The sequence below is a fragment of the Moritella sp. 36 genome, assembly GCF_018219415.1.
Lineage (GTDB): Bacteria > Pseudomonadota > Gammaproteobacteria > Enterobacterales > Moritellaceae > Moritella.
In genome coordinates this window covers 1467882-1487289 of the sequence record NZ_CP056120.1, presented here as the reverse complement: position 1 = coordinate 1487289, position 19408 = coordinate 1467882, and the positions used below count along the sequence as shown (strand labels likewise).

Here is a 19408-nt window from a genome sequence, read left to right as displayed (position 1 = left end):
AACCATGACCGTCGCACTGCTGTTCGGATTAAATACAAAGTTGGCAATTTAAGTCAGTGTAAACAATCATTGATAGTAATCATTTTTTCTCATCACTTTTGTGACATCTATAACATCAATTTAATAGATTATGTCTAAGGAATAGGATATGACAAAGCCACCATGTGTTAATTTACAAGGTGTTTCATCCATATTTGTTCACTCACTAATATTCTTTCTTATCATGTTATTGAGTTTTTCCTGCCGAGCTGAAATCAATCTGATCTTTGGTCTATATACCTCGGATAAACCGACAACTATGGTCAGTAAATTCCGCCCTTTTATTAATACTCTCGAAGCGCAAATGACACATAAGTTAAAACAACCAGTCCATATAAAAATGCACATTTCCAGTAACTATAATGATGGTGTACATGCACTTACCACTGGCAAAGTTGATTTTTCTCGCTTAGGTCCAGCGTCATATATAACCGCTAAAAATGCCAATGCCAATTTACAACTACTTGCCATCGAAGCCAAAAAAGGAAAAAAGCTATTCTATGGCATTATTGCCGTTCAAACAGATAGTCCAATAACAAAGCCGGAGCAATTAGTCGGTAAACGATTTGCATTTGGGTCCGAGCAGTCCACAATTGGTCGTTATCTTTCACAAAGTTTCCTTGCAGACCATCATATATACGCGACAGACTTGGCCAAATTTGACTACTTAGATAGACATGATGCTGTTGGAGCGTCGGTTGCGGCTGGGCGATATGATGCAGGCGCATTAAAAGAAGGCACATTTAAAAAACTGCGCAGTAAAGGCGTATTATTACGTGAAATAGCACGATTTCCGAATGTAACTAAACCTTGGGTGGCAAAAGCAGGATTAAAAGATGACATAGCACAAGCTTTATCGGCATTGTTAATCGCCAGTGATGAGTCAAACGCATTATATAAAAATTCATTTAGTCAAAATGGGTTTTTACCCGGTGATGACAGTGACTATGACATTATTCGTCAATCAATGAAAGATACGCGTTTTTTTGATAAAAGTTCAGTTAAATGACCCTACTGATTAAGCATTTACCACTCTGGTTCAAGATCCTAATCGCTACCTTGTGCATAACCCTCATCACAAGTTTGGCCGCTGGAGAACTAGCTAGGCGTTTTGAATACAACTATCTCACCAATAATCTAACCTCACAGATACAACAAACATTCAATATTTTATCCGCAACAACCATTGATAGTCTGATCACAGAAGATATCCCGCTACTTGAAACTATCATGCTACAGATATCATCAAACTACCCTGATGTGGAATTCTTTGCCATTTATAATGAGTTGCATACAGTATTGGTCACTTGGGGAACGTTACCACCAGAAGCAAGCTTACAACACCAAGTATTTCAGCAGCCAGTTTCTTTTGGCGGTGAAACGTTTGGCTATATGAAAATAGCTGTCAGTACCGCTAGTTTACAACAAGATATAACAGAGCACGTGAACTTAATACGTCTACTCATTGCGTTAATATTATTATGTTTAGCACTAACGATTTCGCTATTACTGCATTCTTCAGTATTAAAACCAATATCAAACATTAACAACCGATTATTACAATTATCTCAATTTCATCACACGGGTGAACAGATCACGCTAGTATCAACGAATGAGTTAGACCGTTTAAATGAGTCTGTCGACCTTATTCAGGAGTTTACTCATAAGCAAACACAACGTGAACAGCAGTTACAAATAGCAAAAGAACAAGCCATTAACGCTAACACGACAAAATCAACCTTTCTCGCCACCATGAGCCATGAAATAAGAAACCCAATGCACGCCATTTTAGGCGCATTGTCGTTATTAAATAAGAGTGAAATGAGTGCAGAACAACAACACTTTATCGATACTAGCCTAAAATCTGCCAATATATTACTTGGCTTATTAAACAACATCCTCGATATGTCAAAAATCGAAGCAGGAAAGCTACAGCTTGAGCATCGCGCTTTTAATCTTCAAGAGATATTACAAAATGTAACAAGTGTTCTTGAACCATTAGCACAAAAGAAAGAGATCACACTCAATCATACCTGTAATACGGAAACGCCGTTATGGGTACTCGGTGATGATAATAGGCTAGCCCAAGTACTCATTAACTTAACCAATAATGCGATTAAGTTCACGCAACAAGGCCAAGTCGATGTGATGATGGAAGCAATACAACAGGCTAACCACACACAGCTTTGTTTCACAGTCAAAGATAATGGAATTGGTATCTCAGAGCATCAACTAAAGCATATTTTTGATGACTTCGTACAATCTGATAGCTCTTTTTCACGTGAATATGGAGGCTCGGGCTTAGGGCTTGCTATCTCAAAGCAACTCATTACACTAATGAAAGGAAGCATCACAGTCACCAGCCAATTAAATCAAGGCAGTGAATTCATCATTAAATTAAAGCTAGAAAATACGGCTGCGCCAGTCACTGAACAACCTATGCCTCAAGCACCAGTCGTCACAAAAGACACCCCTGCTCACTTGCTTCTCGTTGAGGACAATAAGGCAAACCAATTCATTACCAAGACGATTTTACAACGTGCGGGTTATACTGTGGATGTCGCAAATAATGGCCTAGTTGCAATTAAAGCCTGCGAGAAACAACGCTATGAGTTAATATTAATGGACTTACAAATGCCCGAAATGGATGGGTTTGACGCAACAAAAGGTATACGCCAAGCCTCTAATATAAATACAAACACACCGATTATAGCAATGACTGCAAACGCAACGACCGAGGACCGAGAAAATACCCTTGCAGTCGGTATGAATGATTTTTTGATGAAACCTGCGCGAGAAGACCAGTTAATAAAAAAAGTCCGACATTGGTTAAATTGAATATTAGCGGCAATCTAACCAATGACATTTATTAACTAAATTGCTGATTAAACTTGGCTACCGACGCTGCCGTATCTTGCCATAAGCGGCTATTTTTAAGCTCCGGTAATGTAAAATTGCTCGTATGCTTAAGGTTAAAATCATCGGTTGTTAAATTATTATCCAAGCCATCTAATAACGTTTCCACACCAGTGCGATCATTACACGCAAGTAATAAGTTACACCCTGCCCATATAGCCTGCTCTGCTCGTTCTAAATAATTACCCGCAACACTGGCGCCATGCATCGATAAGTCATCAGAGAAAATAGCGCCTTTAAAGCCTAACTCTTTTCTTAATATCGTTTGTAGCCAGTATTGAGAGAAACCAGCCGCTTTAGAGTCAACTTGCTGATAAATAACATGTGCAGGCATAATGGCATCAAGTTGCGCATTAGCAATAAGGGATTTAAATGGCAATAAATCCGTTGCGCTGATGTCGGCTAAGCTGCGTTCATCAATCGGTAATGCAATATGTGAATCAGCTAACACACTGCCATGTCCTGGAAAGTGTTTACCTGTCGTTTTCATACCAGCTTGGTGCATACCAACGCACAATTGCGTCGAAAGATCGGTTACCCAGCTTGGATCCGCATGGAATGAACGGTCACCAATAACTTGACTACCGCGCTCTAAATCCAGTACCGGAGCAAAGCTTAAATCTATATCAAATGCCAATAACTCTGCCGCTAACATCCAGCCACATTGTTGGGTGAACTGTTTCGCTGTTTCACGATCATCAGCATATAACGCCGCAATTTTACCCATTGCAGGTATACGTGTAAACTGCTCACGAAAACGTTGAACACGACCACCTTCATGATCAACCGCTATCACTATTTGTGAGTGAGCAGCTTTACGAATTGATTTAATTAATGCATTTAACTGAGCATGGTCACCATAATTACGGCTAAACAAGATCAAACCACCGGTTAATGGGTGCGCTAAGATCTCTTTATCTTCAGCCGTTAATTCATAACCATCAACATCTACTACTACTGGTCCCACAACAATTCCTTATTCAATCTGTTAATTTTATCGGCTATAGCACGTTCAGATTGCTGCCATAGGGTTAAATAGGTGACATCTTTATCTTGCTGGTACATAACGATACACCACAATAAAGTCATCATTTCGACCACAACAGCCATTACCGCTAATTGCTCTAATGTCACGTTCGCTTCAGGGTAATAATGATTGTAATACGTTAAAAACAACACCTGCTGTGAATGCTCCCAAGCGAATGTCTGAAATAATGTCGTAATATCAAAATCACAATGACCCGCGGCTGCAAATTCCCAATCCAGTAAATACAACTTAGCTTGTTCATCCACCATAAAATTCAATGGATTCATATCGTGATGACAAAACCCCTGTCTATTTGAAGGTAACTGATGTTCAATTAAATGTATCACAAGTGCGAGTTGCTGATCGAGTCTCACGGTTTTAAATTCGGACTTTAGTGTTTGATAATAATGCTGAAGCCGCTCAACCATATTAAGGTGATGTGCAGGTAAAGGCTGTTGATGAAGCGTGGCCGTTAATTGTGCTATTTGATCAATATTTTCATCGCGAGCTTGTTCGTCGAGATCCCAGTGTTTACCCGTGATCCAATCACAAATGATGCCTTGCTCATATTGAGCAATAATATTTGGCGACAAACCAATAGCAGCGGCCTGTATTTGCGCAGCACACTCGTGCTCGACATTATTATCCATGTCATTGTAAGTCGCTGAAAATTGTCTTACAAAATAGCGATGACGCAAACCATATAGTTGAAAATCCAAACGGTAATTATGGTTACTTAAACCTCCCACAACAGGTTGCAAAGAAAATGACTCCGGGCTAAAACGAACAACAAACTCAGGGATAATTATCATAAAAAGACGGTGCTACTCACTTGGGCTTCAACCGTATTAAAACGGTTATTGATCAATTCAATACTTAATTTATATTTATCACTAGTATTCTCAGCCTGAGAAATATAAATGACTAGCGAATAACCGGAATAAGTCCGGTCTGAGTGATACTGTGATACTTGCTCTGTTAAAATTTGTATATCAAACCAATCAGGTTTTGAGCATGTTTCGGCGCTAGCACGTTGTAATTCATTATGCGTAACAGGCAAGGTTACCGTCGTATTGGGAAGCGTAATATATAATAGCTGCCCATGCTTAAAACTACCTTGAACAAAATAGGGCTGCTGTAATAGTTTCCCGCTTAACGTTCGCACTTCCGTTATTAAAGGGTGTTCAATAATGACTTCAAGAGGAGCCGCCATAACTTGTCTGTCATTGTACGCTTGTGAGGCACAACCACTGACAACTAACGCACTCAATATATAAACCAGTGTGAGTATCCATTTCATTTAACACTCCCCCCAAAGCTATTGATAATTATGAGATGAGAATAACAACTAGTTTGTTGTTACCATCGCCCCCAATTGTTCACCTCCAACAAGATGCATATGTAAATGATACACTTCCTGTCTACCATGTTTATTACAGTTAACGATTAGACGGTAGCCATTTTCAGCAATACCCTCTTTTTCCGCAATTTTTCTCGCCACAATAAAGAGACGCCCTAATGCTAATTCATCTTCTTCACATACATCATTAGTCGTCGGGATCAGTTTATTTGGGATGATAAGCACATGTGTTGATGCTTTTGGACTAATATCACGAAATGCAGTCACTAATTCATCTTGATACAAAATGTCCGCAGGTATCTCTTTATCGATGATCTTACGAAAAATCGTTTCTTCCGCCATTTCTTTCGCTCCATTACAAAATTAAGTTATTCAATACTATGTGAAAAAAACGATAAATACACTCACTATCAGTAATAGTTCATGATCTATACCCAAACGACTTAATAATCAATACCAAAACAGACCTCAACGCGAGATAGCAGCGACAAAAAAGCCCATCACACCCTACACCTTAGTGTAGTTTGTAATGGGCTTTAATTTAGAAATTATAAATTGCTAATGCCGATTAAGCTGAAGCAATGGCACCTTTACCGACACCTTCATAAGCAAATACAGTGAGAGAATCACTGCAATCTTTTGCTAAAGTATCAGCAATATACTGGGCAATATTTTCAACTGTCGTTTCTGTTGGCATAATTTCAACAATTGATTTATTAATCGCAAGTTGGAACTCACCTTGAGGCGCTTGATATTTAAAGCAGTAATGCTCGGGCGTTAAAGCCGCCATCCCCGCACTTGAAAGTGATAGCTCTGATGCCGACACCATATCGCAATGCTCCGCCAGATAGATATCTTTCCAACGTTCAGCCCAACTCGCTTCAAGCGCAGGATCAGGTTCATCATTACGTAAGATCTCAATTGTAGAGCGGTGACCATGTGCAATACGCTGACAGTTACCAAGGTGTTTACGTAAACCATGGCTGTAGCAGTATTCTGCACCATCAATTTTTTCTTCACGTAATTTAACGTCTAACTTTTTCACGTTATTTGGTAAACGTAGCATGAGCTGCTCAGTTAAATACGTCTCTAAATTCGCTAGCGTAATTTGTTCTGCTGGAATCAATGCAAATGCTTGATCAGGGCATGCTAAATGAATTGACTCACTATGTTCACGCCATGCATCAACGTACGTAAATGCACCATCGCTCATTACATCACAAAATTTAGCATGAGCAGGTACGATCAATTTATGATCAACCAGTTCATCAACAGTCGATTTAATCAATTTTTTCACAATACCAAAATCGAGGATCATACTCTGTTCATTTAAGTCACCATGCAGAACGATATCCACTAGCCAGCTTTGGCCAATAATGCCACGTGAATAATCCAATACTGAAGAATCAATAACAGTAAGATCTTTGACGAATAATTTCATCTAAATTTGTCCTTTATGGTAACTAAATAAGTATTTATATTATTGATTATCGCTATTTTTGTGCGTCGTATTCATCTTTAAATGAAGCAATCAGCTCTTCACTATCAACAACAACTACATCTTGACCTGCTTTTGGAAATACTGAGATAACCACGCCATCAGCAGCAAGACCTGGTAACCAGTTGTTACGCCAAGCACCCATCTCAATTTTAAGCGGCTGACACTCAGACCAATCGCCTTGGATCCATTCACTTGCAAACTCGGCATGTGGCCAAACAGGGATGCTTCGTTCGCCTTCCGATTCGCTAACAACAAAACCGTTAGCATCTGCTAATGTCCACACTTCTTCAGACTTAACGGCACGAAAAACGAAATAGTTGAAACGCGCTTCAGGTGATTTTTCAACTGCTTCAGCAGTTTGCTTGTCATGAATTTTAAATGTCATAATCTTCTCTCAAGAAACCGCCATCGGCAGTTTCAAATAATGTTTATAATAAAGCAGCAGCGGATTGTACGCTGCACAATAATAAATACCAATAATAAATACCAATAATAGTAAAGTTAAACAGAGGTAATTTTATTTAGCGAATTCCAGCTTGCGCAAATAACGCGGTATCATGGTTTCATTGCCCTGCAATCCGCCTTGATGTATATAAAGAATGGGGCGTTTATCAGCACTTTCAAGTCGCGCCTCGGTATTCGCATTGTCTTCGATGAATTCACGCTGCAAACATAACCAAGCCAGGGGATCATAAAGTAAATCAAATTCAATATGAGTGATTTGCTTTAGCTCGGACCAAATACGATAAAAAGGCAGATAAAGTTTGCCAAAATGATACTTTTTATCTGCAGAGATAATCGTTGGGTGTAATGATTCATCGGCACACAATTCAAAAAATTGCTGCTGTAAATAATCATCACCGCCAACACAAGCGCAAGTTTGTACTTCAAAGGGCAAATGTTTTTGCAAAAATAACGCCGTAGTACCAGTACCAGAAGGCAAAACCACACGAATATCAGCATACGAATTTAATTTAGCCCACTCAATAATCTCATCTGCTAGTATTTTTAATCCTGTTTCCGCATATTGACAGCGACCACCTTCAGGAATAAAAACAACGCTCTGACCTTGTGTTTTTAAAGCCGGTAGTACTTGTTGCTGTATATGCTCAATAACAGACAGACTATTCGAGTCAGCAACGATAACCTTAGCGCCCTGTGCTAAGGCTGCACGATAATTACCTTGCGGATTATCAATCAAATACTGAGGCAGGTGATCAACATAATAGTGCAACTGACATTGCTTTAATTTGGCTAATACGGACAAAGAATATAACGAATTAGCTTGCGCAGAACCGTGGCCAATTAAGATATCAACCAATGATAAATCTTGTTGCAAAAAATGGTAAAACTTGCGTGCTTTATTACCACTAAAAGCCACATCTAATAAATCATCGCGTTTAACGTAAACGTGATGACCTAAAAATTCGATGTCATCGACAGGTGTATTACGTAATTCCAAAGTGGTGTCCTAGTTTATAACTTAGATTCAAGATACAAGAGTTAAACAGACGCAGGCAGTGCTGCTGAAACAATAAATTGGCGACCATTAACAGCCAGCATCTCGGTATCAACATCATAGACTTGTTTAATCGAATCTACGGTTAACACTTTACTCGCAGAGCCCTGCCCAACAAGGGTGCCAGCATTTAATAGCAGTACTTCAGAAGCATGATTAAGAGCGAGGTTAAGATCATGGATAGATGCAATAATCGTAATACCTTGCTCTGAAAATTCTTTTAACATCTGCAACACTTCAATTTGATGCTTTAAATCAAGCCCTGTTAATGGTTCATCCAATAAACATAAAATCGATTGCTGATTTAATAGCGGTGATACTTGTACTAATGTACGGGCAATAAGCACACGCTGCCATTCACCACCCGACAGTTGATCGCAATTACGCTCAACTAACTTAGCTATATCTAATCGGGATAATAATTGATTTATCACCCGACAAGCTTGTTCATCTTCAAGGCTAATACCCAGAGGATGTAAACCCAAAGCAATAAACTGATAAACCGGAATGGCAAAAGGTGGCGGAGATACTTGCGGTAACCAGGCGCGCTGGCGAGCCAACTCAGCAATAGGATAAGACGAAATAGGACGTTCAGCTAATAAGTAAGCGCCTTCGCATGCCTGTTCATGACCTGCTAAAATGGAAAGTAATGTACTTTTACCACTGCCATTAGGCCCTAATAAAAACAAACAACTCCCTTTATCTATCGATACATTCATATCATGTAATCGCTGCTGATAGTTAACATTGGTTAGCGTTAATATTGTAGATGTCCCCATCGTATTTTTTAATTTATCCATAGTGCTTTGTTGTTATGCTACTTGCTTGCGCAATAGTAAATAGATGAAAAAAGGAGCGCCTAAGCTTGCCGTGATCGCCCCTACAGGTAACTCCGCGGTTGCAAACACACTACGCGCAATTAAATCCGCAAGTAATAAAAAGATCGCGCCCAACAAGGCTGAAGCAGGTACAAGAAAGCGTAATTGGCTCGTCACTAATATCCGTAAAATATGCGGAATCACTAACCCAATAAAGCTAATTACGCCCGCCATCGATACCGACACGCCAGTGAGTACTGCCACACATAAAATAAGCTGAATACGTAATTTAGGGACATCAATACCCGATTGAAATGCCCCCTGTTCACCAAACTGTAAAAGGTTCAGCGCATCAATACGGCACATGATCCACAAAAAACTCAAACTCAAAGGAATAACGGCAATATAAATAAGTTCGGATCCATACGCTAAATTTCCCATCATCCAGTACAGCATTTGTCGCATACTGCCGTCATCAGAAAAATACAACAGCCAAGTCATAATCGCGCCAGAAAAGATACCGATCGCAACGCCAAGTAATAAGATCTTGGTGGTGGGTAAGTTATTCTTTGTCACTCGATAAAGTAAATACGTGACTAAGCTTGCCCCGATAAAAGCCGATAATGGTAAAATATAATGCTGTAATCCCGCCCACTGTGGAAACAAAGTCTCAAGAAAGACAATCGATAACACAGCAAACAAACTGGCAAACGATGAAATGCCGATAACACCAGGCTCTGCTAACGAATTAGCGAGTAACACTTGCAAGATACAACCGGCAACAGCTAACGCAGCGCCAACTAAAATTGCAGTCACAATACGTGGTAAACGTAGGTCAAATAACACTTGTTGCTGTAAAGATGATAAACCATTAAAAATATCATCAACACCAATACTGAAACGGCCTGAGACAAGCGAAATTAAAATAACGGCAACAAGACAAATAGATAAAAATATCAGAGTGCTTCGACTTTTTAGTGTACTTGCACGCTGTAACTTAAGCAGGTCGATCATAATTTAAGAAAGGATATAGAAGGATAAAATAGACAAGGTATCTCAAATAATGTCAGCGTTAAGCTTAAGCACATTTTAGATACCCTGTCAGGAGGCTGCGAATTAGATTGATTGACTTACAGCATCAATCAGCGCATGGGGATAACCCATTTCAGCCATGAGTTGTGTAATGATATTACGTTTACGACCTGTATTAGTGTTAGTAATAACCCAATATGGCGTATTCTCAATATGACGAGGTTTGGTCGTACTACCAGCACTTAACAATTCACTTTCCGATTTTGCAAAGTAAATACGTTTACGGCCTTTAATATCAGTCGCACTATCAAACTCTTTCGGGTTTTCTGCATACAAGACAGATAATATCTGTATAAACTTAGTCACCGAAACCGTCGTTTCTTTAAATTTCTTATTTTTAATAAGCTTAGCGATACTGGCTGGCAGCGTAGAATGGCTGACAATCTCAGGCTCTACAACAATCGGTGCAGATACAGGTGTCGGCGCTACTACTGCCGGTGAATTAGTTACCGTTTGCTTAGTCTCACTGTTGATGTTCTCTACAGGCTGTGGCAATACTTCAACATTTGTTAAATCTGCACAGTCACTATCAGGTACACCAAGTAAGCGACGTAAAATATCTGATGCACTTTCGCCAATATCTTTCGTTTGACTAGCAATATAACGATATAGGTCGTCTTCAAGCTCAATCGTCTTCATATTTAACTAGTAAATCCTTGCTTATAAATTTGGTTTAATTATACCTTGTGAATAGATTTCTCTCTATGCTTATAGAAAAAATATTACCTCTGTGATGCATTTATCAACGATTCATACACGACAATGACGTAATTATTGCGGTAGAATCAGCCACAATTACGGAGAAATATATGTTACTTAATCACAAAATATACGGTCAGGGTGATCCTGTTATCGTTATCCATGGCTTATTTGGCAGTGCAACAAACTTGGGCATGCTAATTAAACAATTAAAAACGGATCATCAAGTGATCGCGGTTGATGTTCGAAACCATGGTTTATCTATGCGTCATCATAGTATGCATTATGATGATATGGCAAATGATATTATTCATCTCATGGATCATTTGACGATCGAACAAGCACATCTAGTCGGTCATTCAATGGGTGGTAAGATTGCCATGCGAACAGCGCTTAATTTTCCTACCCGCGTAACCAGTTTAGCGGTAGCCGATATAGCACCTGTGAATTACCCCCCTCGACATGATAATGTCTTTGCTGGATTAAAAAACATTCCACTTAGCGATATAGCCACACGTAGTGAAGCACAATCAAAGCTTGCCGAATATGTAGAAGAAGCAGGTGTTCAGCAGTTTTTATTGAAAGGATTGTATAAAAATGAGCAAGGTAAATTTGATTTTTACTACGCGCTAGATACAATTATATCTCAATACGATGCTATTTCGGACTGGCCAGAAGTAAATAAACAGTATGATAAACCAGTATTATTCATTAAAGGCATGAATTCTGACTATATAACCAATGAGCATAAAGCAGCTATTGCTAAATATTTCCCACAAGCGAAAGCAAAGTTAATACAAGGTACTGGTCACTGGTTACATGCCGAAAAACCGACAATATTTAACAAAATAATAGTCGATTTTTTATTTAGTCATTAGACACATTGTGATATATTTGCACGTTCGTACTCTAAGTAGATACTGTTACGAACTTTAGGTGAATATTGTTATGTTGTATGAATACATTGACTTAATTGAATCTGTCGGCACTAAATTGTTCTTTGTTGCGCTGTTTTTTTTAATCGGCATGGCAATTCACGACGTACTTAAAAAAGGTAATGTACCTCAATTTGGACGTGTAGCGGTTTGGTTTGTACTCTGCTTTGGTATGGCTGGCTTTGTTTTTAAAGAAGTATTGATCACTGTCTGGGAAACCCAGATTTAATAATCTTATAGTATTAACTGCAATGGCGAATATAACGTGGCAAAGGAAAGTTTCGATAGAACGACGATTGACCTTTTTGCTGAAGAAAAGCGTGCTGGTAGACCCAAAACCAATCCGTTATCACGTAAAGAGCAGTTGAAACAGAATAAACGTAACCAATTAAGCCGAGACAAGGCTAACGGATTCAAACGTATTGAATTAAAGGTCGAACAAGACTTGTTTGATATGTTAAATATAAAAGCAAAAAGTGCTAATATGACGCGCAGTGAATATATACAACAATTACTGCAAACACATGTAGCAAAATAAGTTTAAATTAAAACTATTAGGATAATTTAAGAATGGCTAGCGTAGGCTTATTTTTTGGTAGTGACACTGGTAACACAGAAGTAGTTGCTAAGATGATCCAGAAACAACTGGGTAAAAAACTTGTTGATGTTAAAGATATTGCAAAATCAACAACGAAAGATATTAACGAGTTCAGCCTATTAATTTTAGGCATTCCGACTTGGTATTATGGCGAATCTCAATGTGATTGGGATGATTTCATGCCTTCACTAGAAGAAATTGATTTTTCTGACAAGCTAGTTGCAATCTTTGGTTGTGGTGACCAAGAAGATTACGCTGAGTACTTCCTTGATGCAATGGGCACACTACGTGACGTTGTTGAAGCAAAAGGCGGTACATTAATCGGTGAATGGCCAACTAAAGGTTATGATTTCGAAGCATCTAAAGCACTCACTGATGACAATCACTTTGTTGGTTTAGGTATTGATGAAGATCGTCAACCTGAACTAACAGCAGATCGTGTTGAAGCTTGGGTAAAGCAAATCCACAGCGAAATGTGTCTTGTAGAACTAGAAGACTAATCTTTTAGTTATAAACTATATAAATAAAAGGTAAACGACGTATACACGTTACTTTACCTTTTACTCTCCCCCCAGCTAAAGCCCCATTACACAGCCACTCTAATTAAATAACATTCATTTACCCATCCATTTAGGAATACATATCATACGCTATCTTTTTCTGCTTGCCATATACAACATATTAAGATCAGATTTAATCACTTTTGGTCACACTAGACTAAACAAAAGCTCGGTTAATACGTAAATTTTTGTATTTAAATCCCGCTTTAACAAATATGAGGTTTATTGTTTTTGCGTCTCGTCATATAATAGTGAGGAATGTAAAGAAAATATACTTTTCTCTATTTTAAAAATGAGTACGTTATGACTGATAGAAAAACCGCATTAAAAAAAGCAGGATTAAAAATAACCCTGCCAAGAATCAAAATTTTAGAATTATTACAACTCCCTAGCAGTCAGCATACCAGTGCCGAAGATCTATACAAACAATTGCTCAGTAAAGGTGAAGAAATTGGGCTTGCGACAGTATATCGAGTGCTTAACCAATTTGATGATGCAGGTATTGTTACTCGTCATTATTTTGAAGGCGGTAAATCTGTTTTTGAACTGGCTACTCAAAACCACCATGACCACCTTGTATGTCTTGACTGTGGCCACGTAATTGAATTCCATGATGACTTGATCGAAGATCGTCAACGTGAAATTGCAGCAGAAAATGATATGTCATTACAAGCCCACAGTTTATACTTGTATGGCCGTTCATTAGATGGCAAGTGTAATCATAAATAATTACACACTAAAAATAAGATAAATAAAAAGGAGCTATAGCTCCTTTTTTTATGCGTATTTTTTAACTTTAAATAACACCAAGAAACAAATATCATCCCTTGATGCTACGTGAGTCCTATAAAACAGACTTAGCCACGTAAAGACACTGTACGGTTAAACACAAGCTTATCCGCTGTTGAATCTTTACTGTCTGCACAGAAGTAACCTTCACGTTCAAACTGGTATGCGCTTGCAGGTTGAGCAGCAACAAGGCCTGGTTCAACTTTAGCTGTTTTGATAACAACTAATGATTCTTCATTCAATGCTTCTTCTAATGTTTCAACACTTGCAGGATCTTCTATTTTAAATAGGCGATCATAAACACGTACTTCCGCATCAACAGCATCAGCAGCTGATACCCAATGAATAACACCTTTAGCTTTACGACCGTCACTTGGGTTCTTACCAAGTGTTTCATCATCGTAAGTACAGTGAATTTCAATGATATTACCCGCATCATCTTTTACAACGTCATCGGCTCTAACAATGTATGCATTACGTAAGCGAACTTCTTTGCCTAATACTAAACGTTTATATTTCTTGTTCGCTTCTTCACGGAAATCCGCACGATCAATAAATAGTTCACGACTAAATGGTAACGTACGAGTACCCATATCTAGTTTAGGATGTGCAGGTGCAATTAATTGCTCGGTTTGATTTTCTGGATAATTAGTAATGACTAATTTAACCGGATCAAGAACCGCCATTGCACGTGGTGCTGAATCTTCAAGATCTTCACGGATACATGCTTCTAGCATACCCATTTCGATCGTATTGATTTGTTTAGTCACACCAATACGTTTACAAAATTCACGAATTGACGCAGCTGTATAACCACGACGACGTAAACCAGCAATTGTTGGCATACGTGGATCATCCCAACCACTTACATGCTTTTCTGTCACTAATGCATTAAGCTTACGCTTAGACATCATCGTATATTCAATATTCAAACGTGAGAATTCATACTGACGCGGACGACAATCAATTGAGATATTGTCTAATACCCAATCATAAACACGACGGTTATCTTGGAATTCTAATGTACAGATAGAGTGAGAAATACCTTCTATCGCATCAGAAATACAATGCGTGAAATCGTACATTGGATAAATGCACCATTTATCACCTGTCTGGTGATGATGTGCACGCTTAATACGATAGATAACGGGATCACGCATACACATGAACGATGACGTCATGTCAATTTTTGCACGTAGACAACATTCGCCATCAGCAAAACCAGCGTCACGCATTTTATTAAATAACGCGAGGTTTTCGTCAATGCTCGTTTCACGGTATGGGCTATTTTTACCCGGCTTATTCAGCGTACCGCGGTACTCACGTGTTTCCTCTGCATTTAAGAAGCAAACATAAGCTTTACCCGCTTGAATCAATTCAACTGCATATTCGAATAATTTATCGAAGTAATTTGATGAATAGCGAACTTCACCATCCCAGTTAAAACCTAACCACTTTACGTCTTCTTGAATTGCATGAACGTAATCAATGTCTTCTTTTTCTGGGTTCGTATCATCAAAACGTAGATTACACTGTCCCTGGTAATCGTCAGCAATACCAAAGTTCAAACAAATCGATTTGGCATGACCAATATGCAAAAAGCCATTCGGCTCTGGCGGAAAACGCGTATGCACATTAGTATGTTTGCCGGAATTTAAATCTTCATCAATAATCTGACGAATAAAGTTCGTTGGGCGTACTTCAGCCTGACTCATTCCTTACCTCAAACAGTAAATTTTTAATAAAATAGTGAACAATGATCTAACAAAATTGCCTCAGACACAACAACTAAATGCTAATGCGGGCCAGTTAGGCTTGCTCAGGAGGAATTAATCTTACTCTTAATACAATCATTATCACAACACTGTTTAAAACATCACCAGCTATAGATTTATTACCTAGACTCAGGATAACTTAATAATAGCGGAAAAATAGTATGCATAAATGGCCCATGTCACCCGGTTTTACATTAATCGAATTACTTATAACAGTGGCCATCGTGGCTATTTTAGCGAGTATAGGGATACCTAATTACCAGCACTACATGCTAGCAACACATCGTGATCAAGCCAAAATGAAATTAACAGCAATTAGCTTATTAGAAACCGATAATTATAGTCGGCATCAAGAATATATTGAATTGCGACATTTATCGATTGACCTTAGTAGTGAGACTTACCAATACAGTATAAAGATCACAACGAATAATCAGTACCAAGTGATTGCAACAGCGATAAATAATCAACGCAGTGATAGCCATTGTCGAACATTGAGTTTAGACCATAATTTAACGCGATTACCGAAAGTATGTTGGTGATAAAAGAAGGGATATAGAAAGCAGCCTTATCTAAACAATAAGGCTGGGCTTATGCTGAATTACTGCTGGTTTTCTGGTTTATTTTCCTTATTTATTTTTGATTTCAGCGTTAGCAACACTCATTGTCGTCGTTTTGTTAATTAACTTAATCAATAGCATTGAACGTTCTAATCCATCTTTGCATTGATAAATAGCCTCAATACCTTTAAAAGCACCATCCTGAATAATCACTTTTTCGCCTTCGGTAAATAAGGTGACATCAATTTCAGATTTATCTCGGCATTGTTGTTTTTCTTTTAGCTCCGCAACCAAGTTAGCAGGTACTTTGGTATAATGTTTACCGCACTTAACAAAATCAATAACCCCACGGGTAGAACGAATACTATTGAAATTAGCCGCCAGCGTGTCAATTTCAACAAATAAATAATTAGGAAAAATAACCACATCTTTATATACAAGTTTACTGCGTACTTTTTTTTCCATTTTCATCGTTGGATAAAAGCTTTCAATCCCTTGGTTTTTAAGATTAACCTGAGCTCTAACTTCTTCCTTTCCTTTACAGTACAGTAAGTACCACTCTTTTTTGATTTCCATCATTTAAACTTGATAGTCCTAATCATTATAACGCCTCTAATATTACGTCAAAAAATATTAAATTAAAGTCTAAATTAAAATCTGAATTAAATGCATATATAACAACCATAAACAACCACACCAATAACATACACTTAACACCCGCGGAACAAGTATAGAACAAACACTCAGATTATGTTGACAGACCTCTTATAATTGGTTTTTACGCTTGTTAACAACTAGTAAAAGGGATATAAAAGAATGAATAACCTGATAACGGATAGTTTATCAGCATAAAATCATAAAAATAAATATAAAAACAAATACAAAACAAATACAAAACAGGCGATATTATGAATCCTAATAATTCAGATACATTTATGGGTCACCCAAAAGGTTTATTCCTTTTATTCAGTACAGAAATGATGGAACGCTTTAGTTATTATGGCATGCGTGCAATTCTCGTTATCTTCCTTGTTTCAATAACCCAAGACCAGCAAGCGGCTGCATTATTAACCGATCCTAATTATCAAACTGGTCTTCCAGGTTTAGGTTGGAGCCAAGCAGATGCGCTTTCTCTTTATGGTACATACACAGGTTTAGTTTACATCACTCCTCTCATTGGTGGCTGGTTAGCAGATAACTTCCTAGGACAACGTAAAAGTGTCTTAATTGGTGGCGTATTAATGGCATTAGGTCAATTCGCATTATTCTTACCAGTAGAAGCGTTATCACTCAGCCCTACTGCTGGGCTTTATTTAGGCCTTGCATTCATCATCGCTGGTAATGGCCTGTTCAAGCCAAACATCTCCACTATGGTTGGTGACCTGTATGAAGAAGGCGATAATCGTCGTGATGGTGCATTCACTATCTTCTACATGGGCATTAATATTGGTGCTTTCTTGTCTGGTATCCTTGTTGGTGCTGTCGTTGTTTACACCGGAAATTACAAATATGGCTTCTTAATGTCTGGTATCGCGATGGTACTTAGCGTTGTCTTACAAAAATTATTCGCTAATAAATACTTAGGTAATATTGGTATTGAAGCGGCAGCGAAGAAAGAATTGACTGCTAATAAAGGTAAAAAGCCAACGCTAACGGCCATCGAAGTTGATCGTCTTAAAGTTATCTTAATTTTAGGACTATTTGTTATCATTTTCTGGGCTGGTTTCGAACAAGCCGGTGGTCTAATGAACCTTTACGCAAATGATTATACAGACCGTATGATTGGTGGTTTTGAAGTACCTGTTGCTTGGTTCCAATCATTAAATCCATTCTTTATTATTACCTTTGCACCTATCGTAAGTATGATCTGGATGAAAATGGGCCCGAAAGAGCCGACATCACCCGTTAAATTTGCAATGGCATTATTAATGTTAGCGATTGGTTTTATGTTCATGATCTTTGCAACATTAGAGCAAGGTGGCGACTTAACCGTTAAAACAAGCATGTACTGGTTGGTTGGTGCGTACTTCTTCCATACTATGGGTGAATTATGTCTTTCTCCAATCGGTCTATCTATGATCACTAAATTAGCACCATTACGCTTAGCATCACTGATGATGGGCGCATGGTTTGGCTTTAACGCCATTGCAAATAAAGTGGCCGGTATGATTGGCGCGCAAATTGGTGAAGCAGGTCCAATGGCTATCTTTGGCGGTATTGCAATAGCAGCTGTGATTTCATCTCTGATCCTATTTGCATCAGCACGCAAGCTAATTTACTGGATGCACGGCGCAGAAGGTCAAGTTATTACGCAAGAAGAAACGACGAATCAAAAACCAGTTGCAGCAACAGCTTAATACTGAAAATCTAATTTAAATAAATGTAAAAACAGCCTCATCATGAGGCTGTTTTTTTATATCTACGATTTTCGTGATAAACTGGATTAAATCGTTAGCCGTGAGCCAAAAATTTTATGAAACAATTTAATGAATTCATTCCTCTGATCGTCTTTTTCGTTATTTATAAAATGTACGATATTTATTCCGCAACTGCAGCATTAATCGCAGTAACGGCATGTACATTACTCTTTAGCTGGTATAAATATCGTAAAGTTGAAAAAATGCAATTAATCACGTTTGCTATGGTGACCGTGTTTGGTGGTATTACCTTATTTACACAAGATTCGAGTTTTATTAAATGGAAAGTAACTATTATTTACTGCCTATTTTCAATTGTTTTATTGGTTAGCCAATATGGCTTCAAACAAAACTTACTTAAAAAGATGTTAGGTAAAGAAATGGTTTTACCTGAGTTTGTGTGGTCACGCGTGAACGCAGCATGGTCAATATTCTTCCTCTCGCTTGCTGGTTTAAATCATTACATTGCGTTTAACATGTCAGAAGAGTTATGGGTTGATTTTAAAGTCTTTGGCGTACTGGGCATCATGTTAGCTTTTACGATATTGACCGTCATTTATCTCTACCGTTATATGCCTAAAGAAAACAGCAATAACAAATAAGCTTAAGTAAGAAAAATAGTTATATCTGGCACCGTATTTAATTAAAAACTGACTAAAAACGTATTAATTAAATACTGTGCTTCTTCTTAATATCCCCCTTTCAGATCCCTACTACTTTCCTAATACTGACAATTTGAGCACCCGTATAACTTCCTCTATAAGCATGTGATAGCTCGCACAACAAGCTACTTAGCGGGTAAC

General features: G+C 38.2%; 22 protein-coding genes. 10 read left to right on the top strand and 12 right to left on the bottom strand.

The features are described 5' to 3' along the window. The first annotated feature begins 148 nt into the window (after positions 1 to 148). Both HWV03_RS06810 and HWV03_RS06805 read left to right on the top strand, forming a co-directional pair. Positions 149 to 1048 carry a PhnD/SsuA/transferrin family substrate-binding protein gene (locus HWV03_RS06810; protein WP_255547103.1) on the top strand — a complete coding sequence of 300 codons (900 nt, stop codon included), beginning with the start codon at positions 149 to 151 and terminating at the stop codon, positions 1046 to 1048. Continuing rightward, positions 1045 to 2877, top strand: a complete 1833-nt coding sequence (locus tag HWV03_RS06805) for a response regulator (protein WP_211679042.1) — start codon at positions 1045 to 1047, stop codon at positions 2875 to 2877. Before HWV03_RS06810 ends, HWV03_RS06805 begins: the two co-directional genes overlap by 4 nt. Positions 2878 to 2908: 31 nt before the next feature. Here the strand turns inward: HWV03_RS06805 and nagZ are convergent, their stop codons facing one another. The 10 genes from nagZ to seqA all read right to left on the bottom strand — a co-directional run bounded on the left by nagZ (position 2909) and on the right by seqA (position 10911). Next, a complete protein-coding gene (nagZ, locus tag HWV03_RS06800; RefSeq protein ID WP_211679041.1) occupies positions 2909 to 3922 on the bottom strand; it encodes a beta-N-acetylhexosaminidase in 1014 nt (337 codons plus the stop codon). Further along, positions 3910 to 4794, bottom strand: a complete 885-nt coding sequence (locus HWV03_RS06795) for a phosphotransferase (RefSeq protein WP_211679040.1) — start codon at positions 4792 to 4794, stop codon at positions 3910 to 3912. The genes nagZ and HWV03_RS06795 overlap by 13 nt, the downstream gene beginning before the upstream one ends. After that, entirely contained in the window at positions 4791 to 5282 is a 492-nt protein-coding gene (locus HWV03_RS06790; protein WP_211679039.1) for a penicillin-binding protein activator LpoB, read from the bottom strand. Before HWV03_RS06790 ends, HWV03_RS06795 begins: the two co-directional genes overlap by 4 nt. A gap of 48 nt (positions 5283 to 5330) precedes the next feature. Further along, positions 5331 to 5684, bottom strand: coding sequence for an HIT domain-containing protein (locus HWV03_RS06785; protein WP_211679038.1), 354 nt, complete (start codon positions 5682 to 5684; stop codon positions 5331 to 5333). Between the two features lie 226 nt (positions 5685 to 5910). Next, positions 5911 to 6783, bottom strand: a complete 873-nt coding sequence (locus HWV03_RS06780; RefSeq protein ID WP_211679037.1) for a 6-carboxytetrahydropterin synthase — start codon at positions 6781 to 6783, stop codon at positions 5911 to 5913. A 52-nt stretch (positions 6784 to 6835) separates the two neighbouring features. After that, the gene (locus HWV03_RS06775; RefSeq protein WP_211679036.1) at positions 6836 to 7228 is read right to left on the bottom strand and encodes a DUF2750 domain-containing protein; all 393 of its coding nucleotides are present in this window, start codon (positions 7226 to 7228) and stop codon (positions 6836 to 6838) included. 132 nt (positions 7229 to 7360) lie between these two features. Continuing rightward, positions 7361 to 8305: a 1-aminocyclopropane-1-carboxylate deaminase/D-cysteine desulfhydrase gene (locus tag HWV03_RS06770; protein ID WP_211679035.1), complete on the bottom strand. Its 945-nt coding sequence runs from the start codon at positions 8303 to 8305 to the stop codon at positions 7361 to 7363. Positions 8306 to 8346: 41 nt separating this feature from the next. After that, positions 8347 to 9162: an ABC transporter ATP-binding protein gene (locus tag HWV03_RS06765; RefSeq protein ID WP_255547102.1), complete on the bottom strand. Its 816-nt coding sequence runs from the start codon at positions 9160 to 9162 to the stop codon at positions 8347 to 8349. 12 nt (positions 9163 to 9174) lie between these two features. Beyond that, entirely contained in the window at positions 9175 to 10194 is a 1020-nt protein-coding gene (gene btuC / locus HWV03_RS06760) for a vitamin B12 ABC transporter permease BtuC (protein ID WP_211679034.1), read from the bottom strand. Positions 10195 to 10296: 102 nt separating this feature from the next. Continuing rightward, complete coding sequence (gene seqA, locus HWV03_RS06755; RefSeq protein ID WP_211679033.1) at positions 10297 to 10911, bottom strand: replication initiation negative regulator SeqA; 615 nt, start codon at positions 10909 to 10911, stop codon at positions 10297 to 10299. A gap of 170 nt (positions 10912 to 11081) precedes the next feature. Between seqA and HWV03_RS06750 the strand changes: the two genes are divergently transcribed. The 5 genes from HWV03_RS06750 (at position 11082) to fur (ending at position 13793) form a co-directional block, all read left to right on the top strand. Next, complete coding sequence (locus HWV03_RS06750) at positions 11082 to 11849, top strand: alpha/beta fold hydrolase (protein WP_211679032.1); 768 nt, start codon at positions 11082 to 11084, stop codon at positions 11847 to 11849. Between the two features lie 70 nt (positions 11850 to 11919). Continuing rightward, entirely contained in the window at positions 11920 to 12135 is a 216-nt protein-coding gene (locus tag HWV03_RS06745) for a DUF2788 domain-containing protein (protein ID WP_211674631.1), read from the top strand. A 36-nt stretch (positions 12136 to 12171) separates the two neighbouring features. Beyond that, positions 12172 to 12444: a LexA regulated protein gene (gene ybfE, locus HWV03_RS06740; RefSeq protein WP_211674630.1), complete on the top strand. Its 273-nt coding sequence runs from the start codon at positions 12172 to 12174 to the stop codon at positions 12442 to 12444. Between the two features lie 32 nt (positions 12445 to 12476). Further along, complete coding sequence (gene fldA, locus HWV03_RS06735) at positions 12477 to 13004, top strand: flavodoxin FldA (protein ID WP_211679031.1); 528 nt, start codon at positions 12477 to 12479, stop codon at positions 13002 to 13004. A gap of 363 nt (positions 13005 to 13367) precedes the next feature. Further along, positions 13368 to 13793, top strand: coding sequence for a ferric iron uptake transcriptional regulator (fur, locus tag HWV03_RS06730; RefSeq protein ID WP_211679030.1), 426 nt, complete (start codon positions 13368 to 13370; stop codon positions 13791 to 13793). Positions 13794 to 13921: 128 nt separating this feature from the next. Here fur and glnS read toward each other — a convergent pair whose 3' ends face one another. Continuing rightward, a complete protein-coding gene (gene glnS, locus HWV03_RS06725) occupies positions 13922 to 15568 on the bottom strand; it encodes a glutamine--tRNA ligase (RefSeq protein ID WP_211679029.1) in 1647 nt (548 codons plus the stop codon). A gap of 221 nt (positions 15569 to 15789) precedes the next feature. Between glnS and HWV03_RS06720 the strand changes: the two genes are divergently transcribed. Continuing rightward, the gene (locus HWV03_RS06720; RefSeq protein ID WP_211679028.1) at positions 15790 to 16170 is read left to right on the top strand and encodes a type IV pilin protein; all 381 of its coding nucleotides are present in this window, start codon (positions 15790 to 15792) and stop codon (positions 16168 to 16170) included. An 87-nt stretch (positions 16171 to 16257) separates the two neighbouring features. Here the strand turns inward: HWV03_RS06720 and rfaH are convergent, their stop codons facing one another. Continuing rightward, complete coding sequence (gene rfaH, locus HWV03_RS06715; RefSeq protein ID WP_211679027.1) at positions 16258 to 16767, bottom strand: transcription/translation regulatory transformer protein RfaH; 510 nt, start codon at positions 16765 to 16767, stop codon at positions 16258 to 16260. Between the two features lie 329 nt (positions 16768 to 17096). Between rfaH and HWV03_RS06710 the strand changes: the two genes are divergently transcribed. After that, complete coding sequence (locus tag HWV03_RS06710) at positions 17097 to 18545, top strand: peptide MFS transporter (RefSeq protein WP_211679026.1); 1449 nt, start codon at positions 17097 to 17099, stop codon at positions 18543 to 18545. Between the two features lie 116 nt (positions 18546 to 18661). Then, a complete protein-coding gene (locus tag HWV03_RS06705; protein ID WP_211679025.1) occupies positions 18662 to 19207 on the top strand; it encodes a septation protein A in 546 nt (181 codons plus the stop codon). The last annotated feature ends 201 nt before the right edge of the window (positions 19208 to 19408 follow it).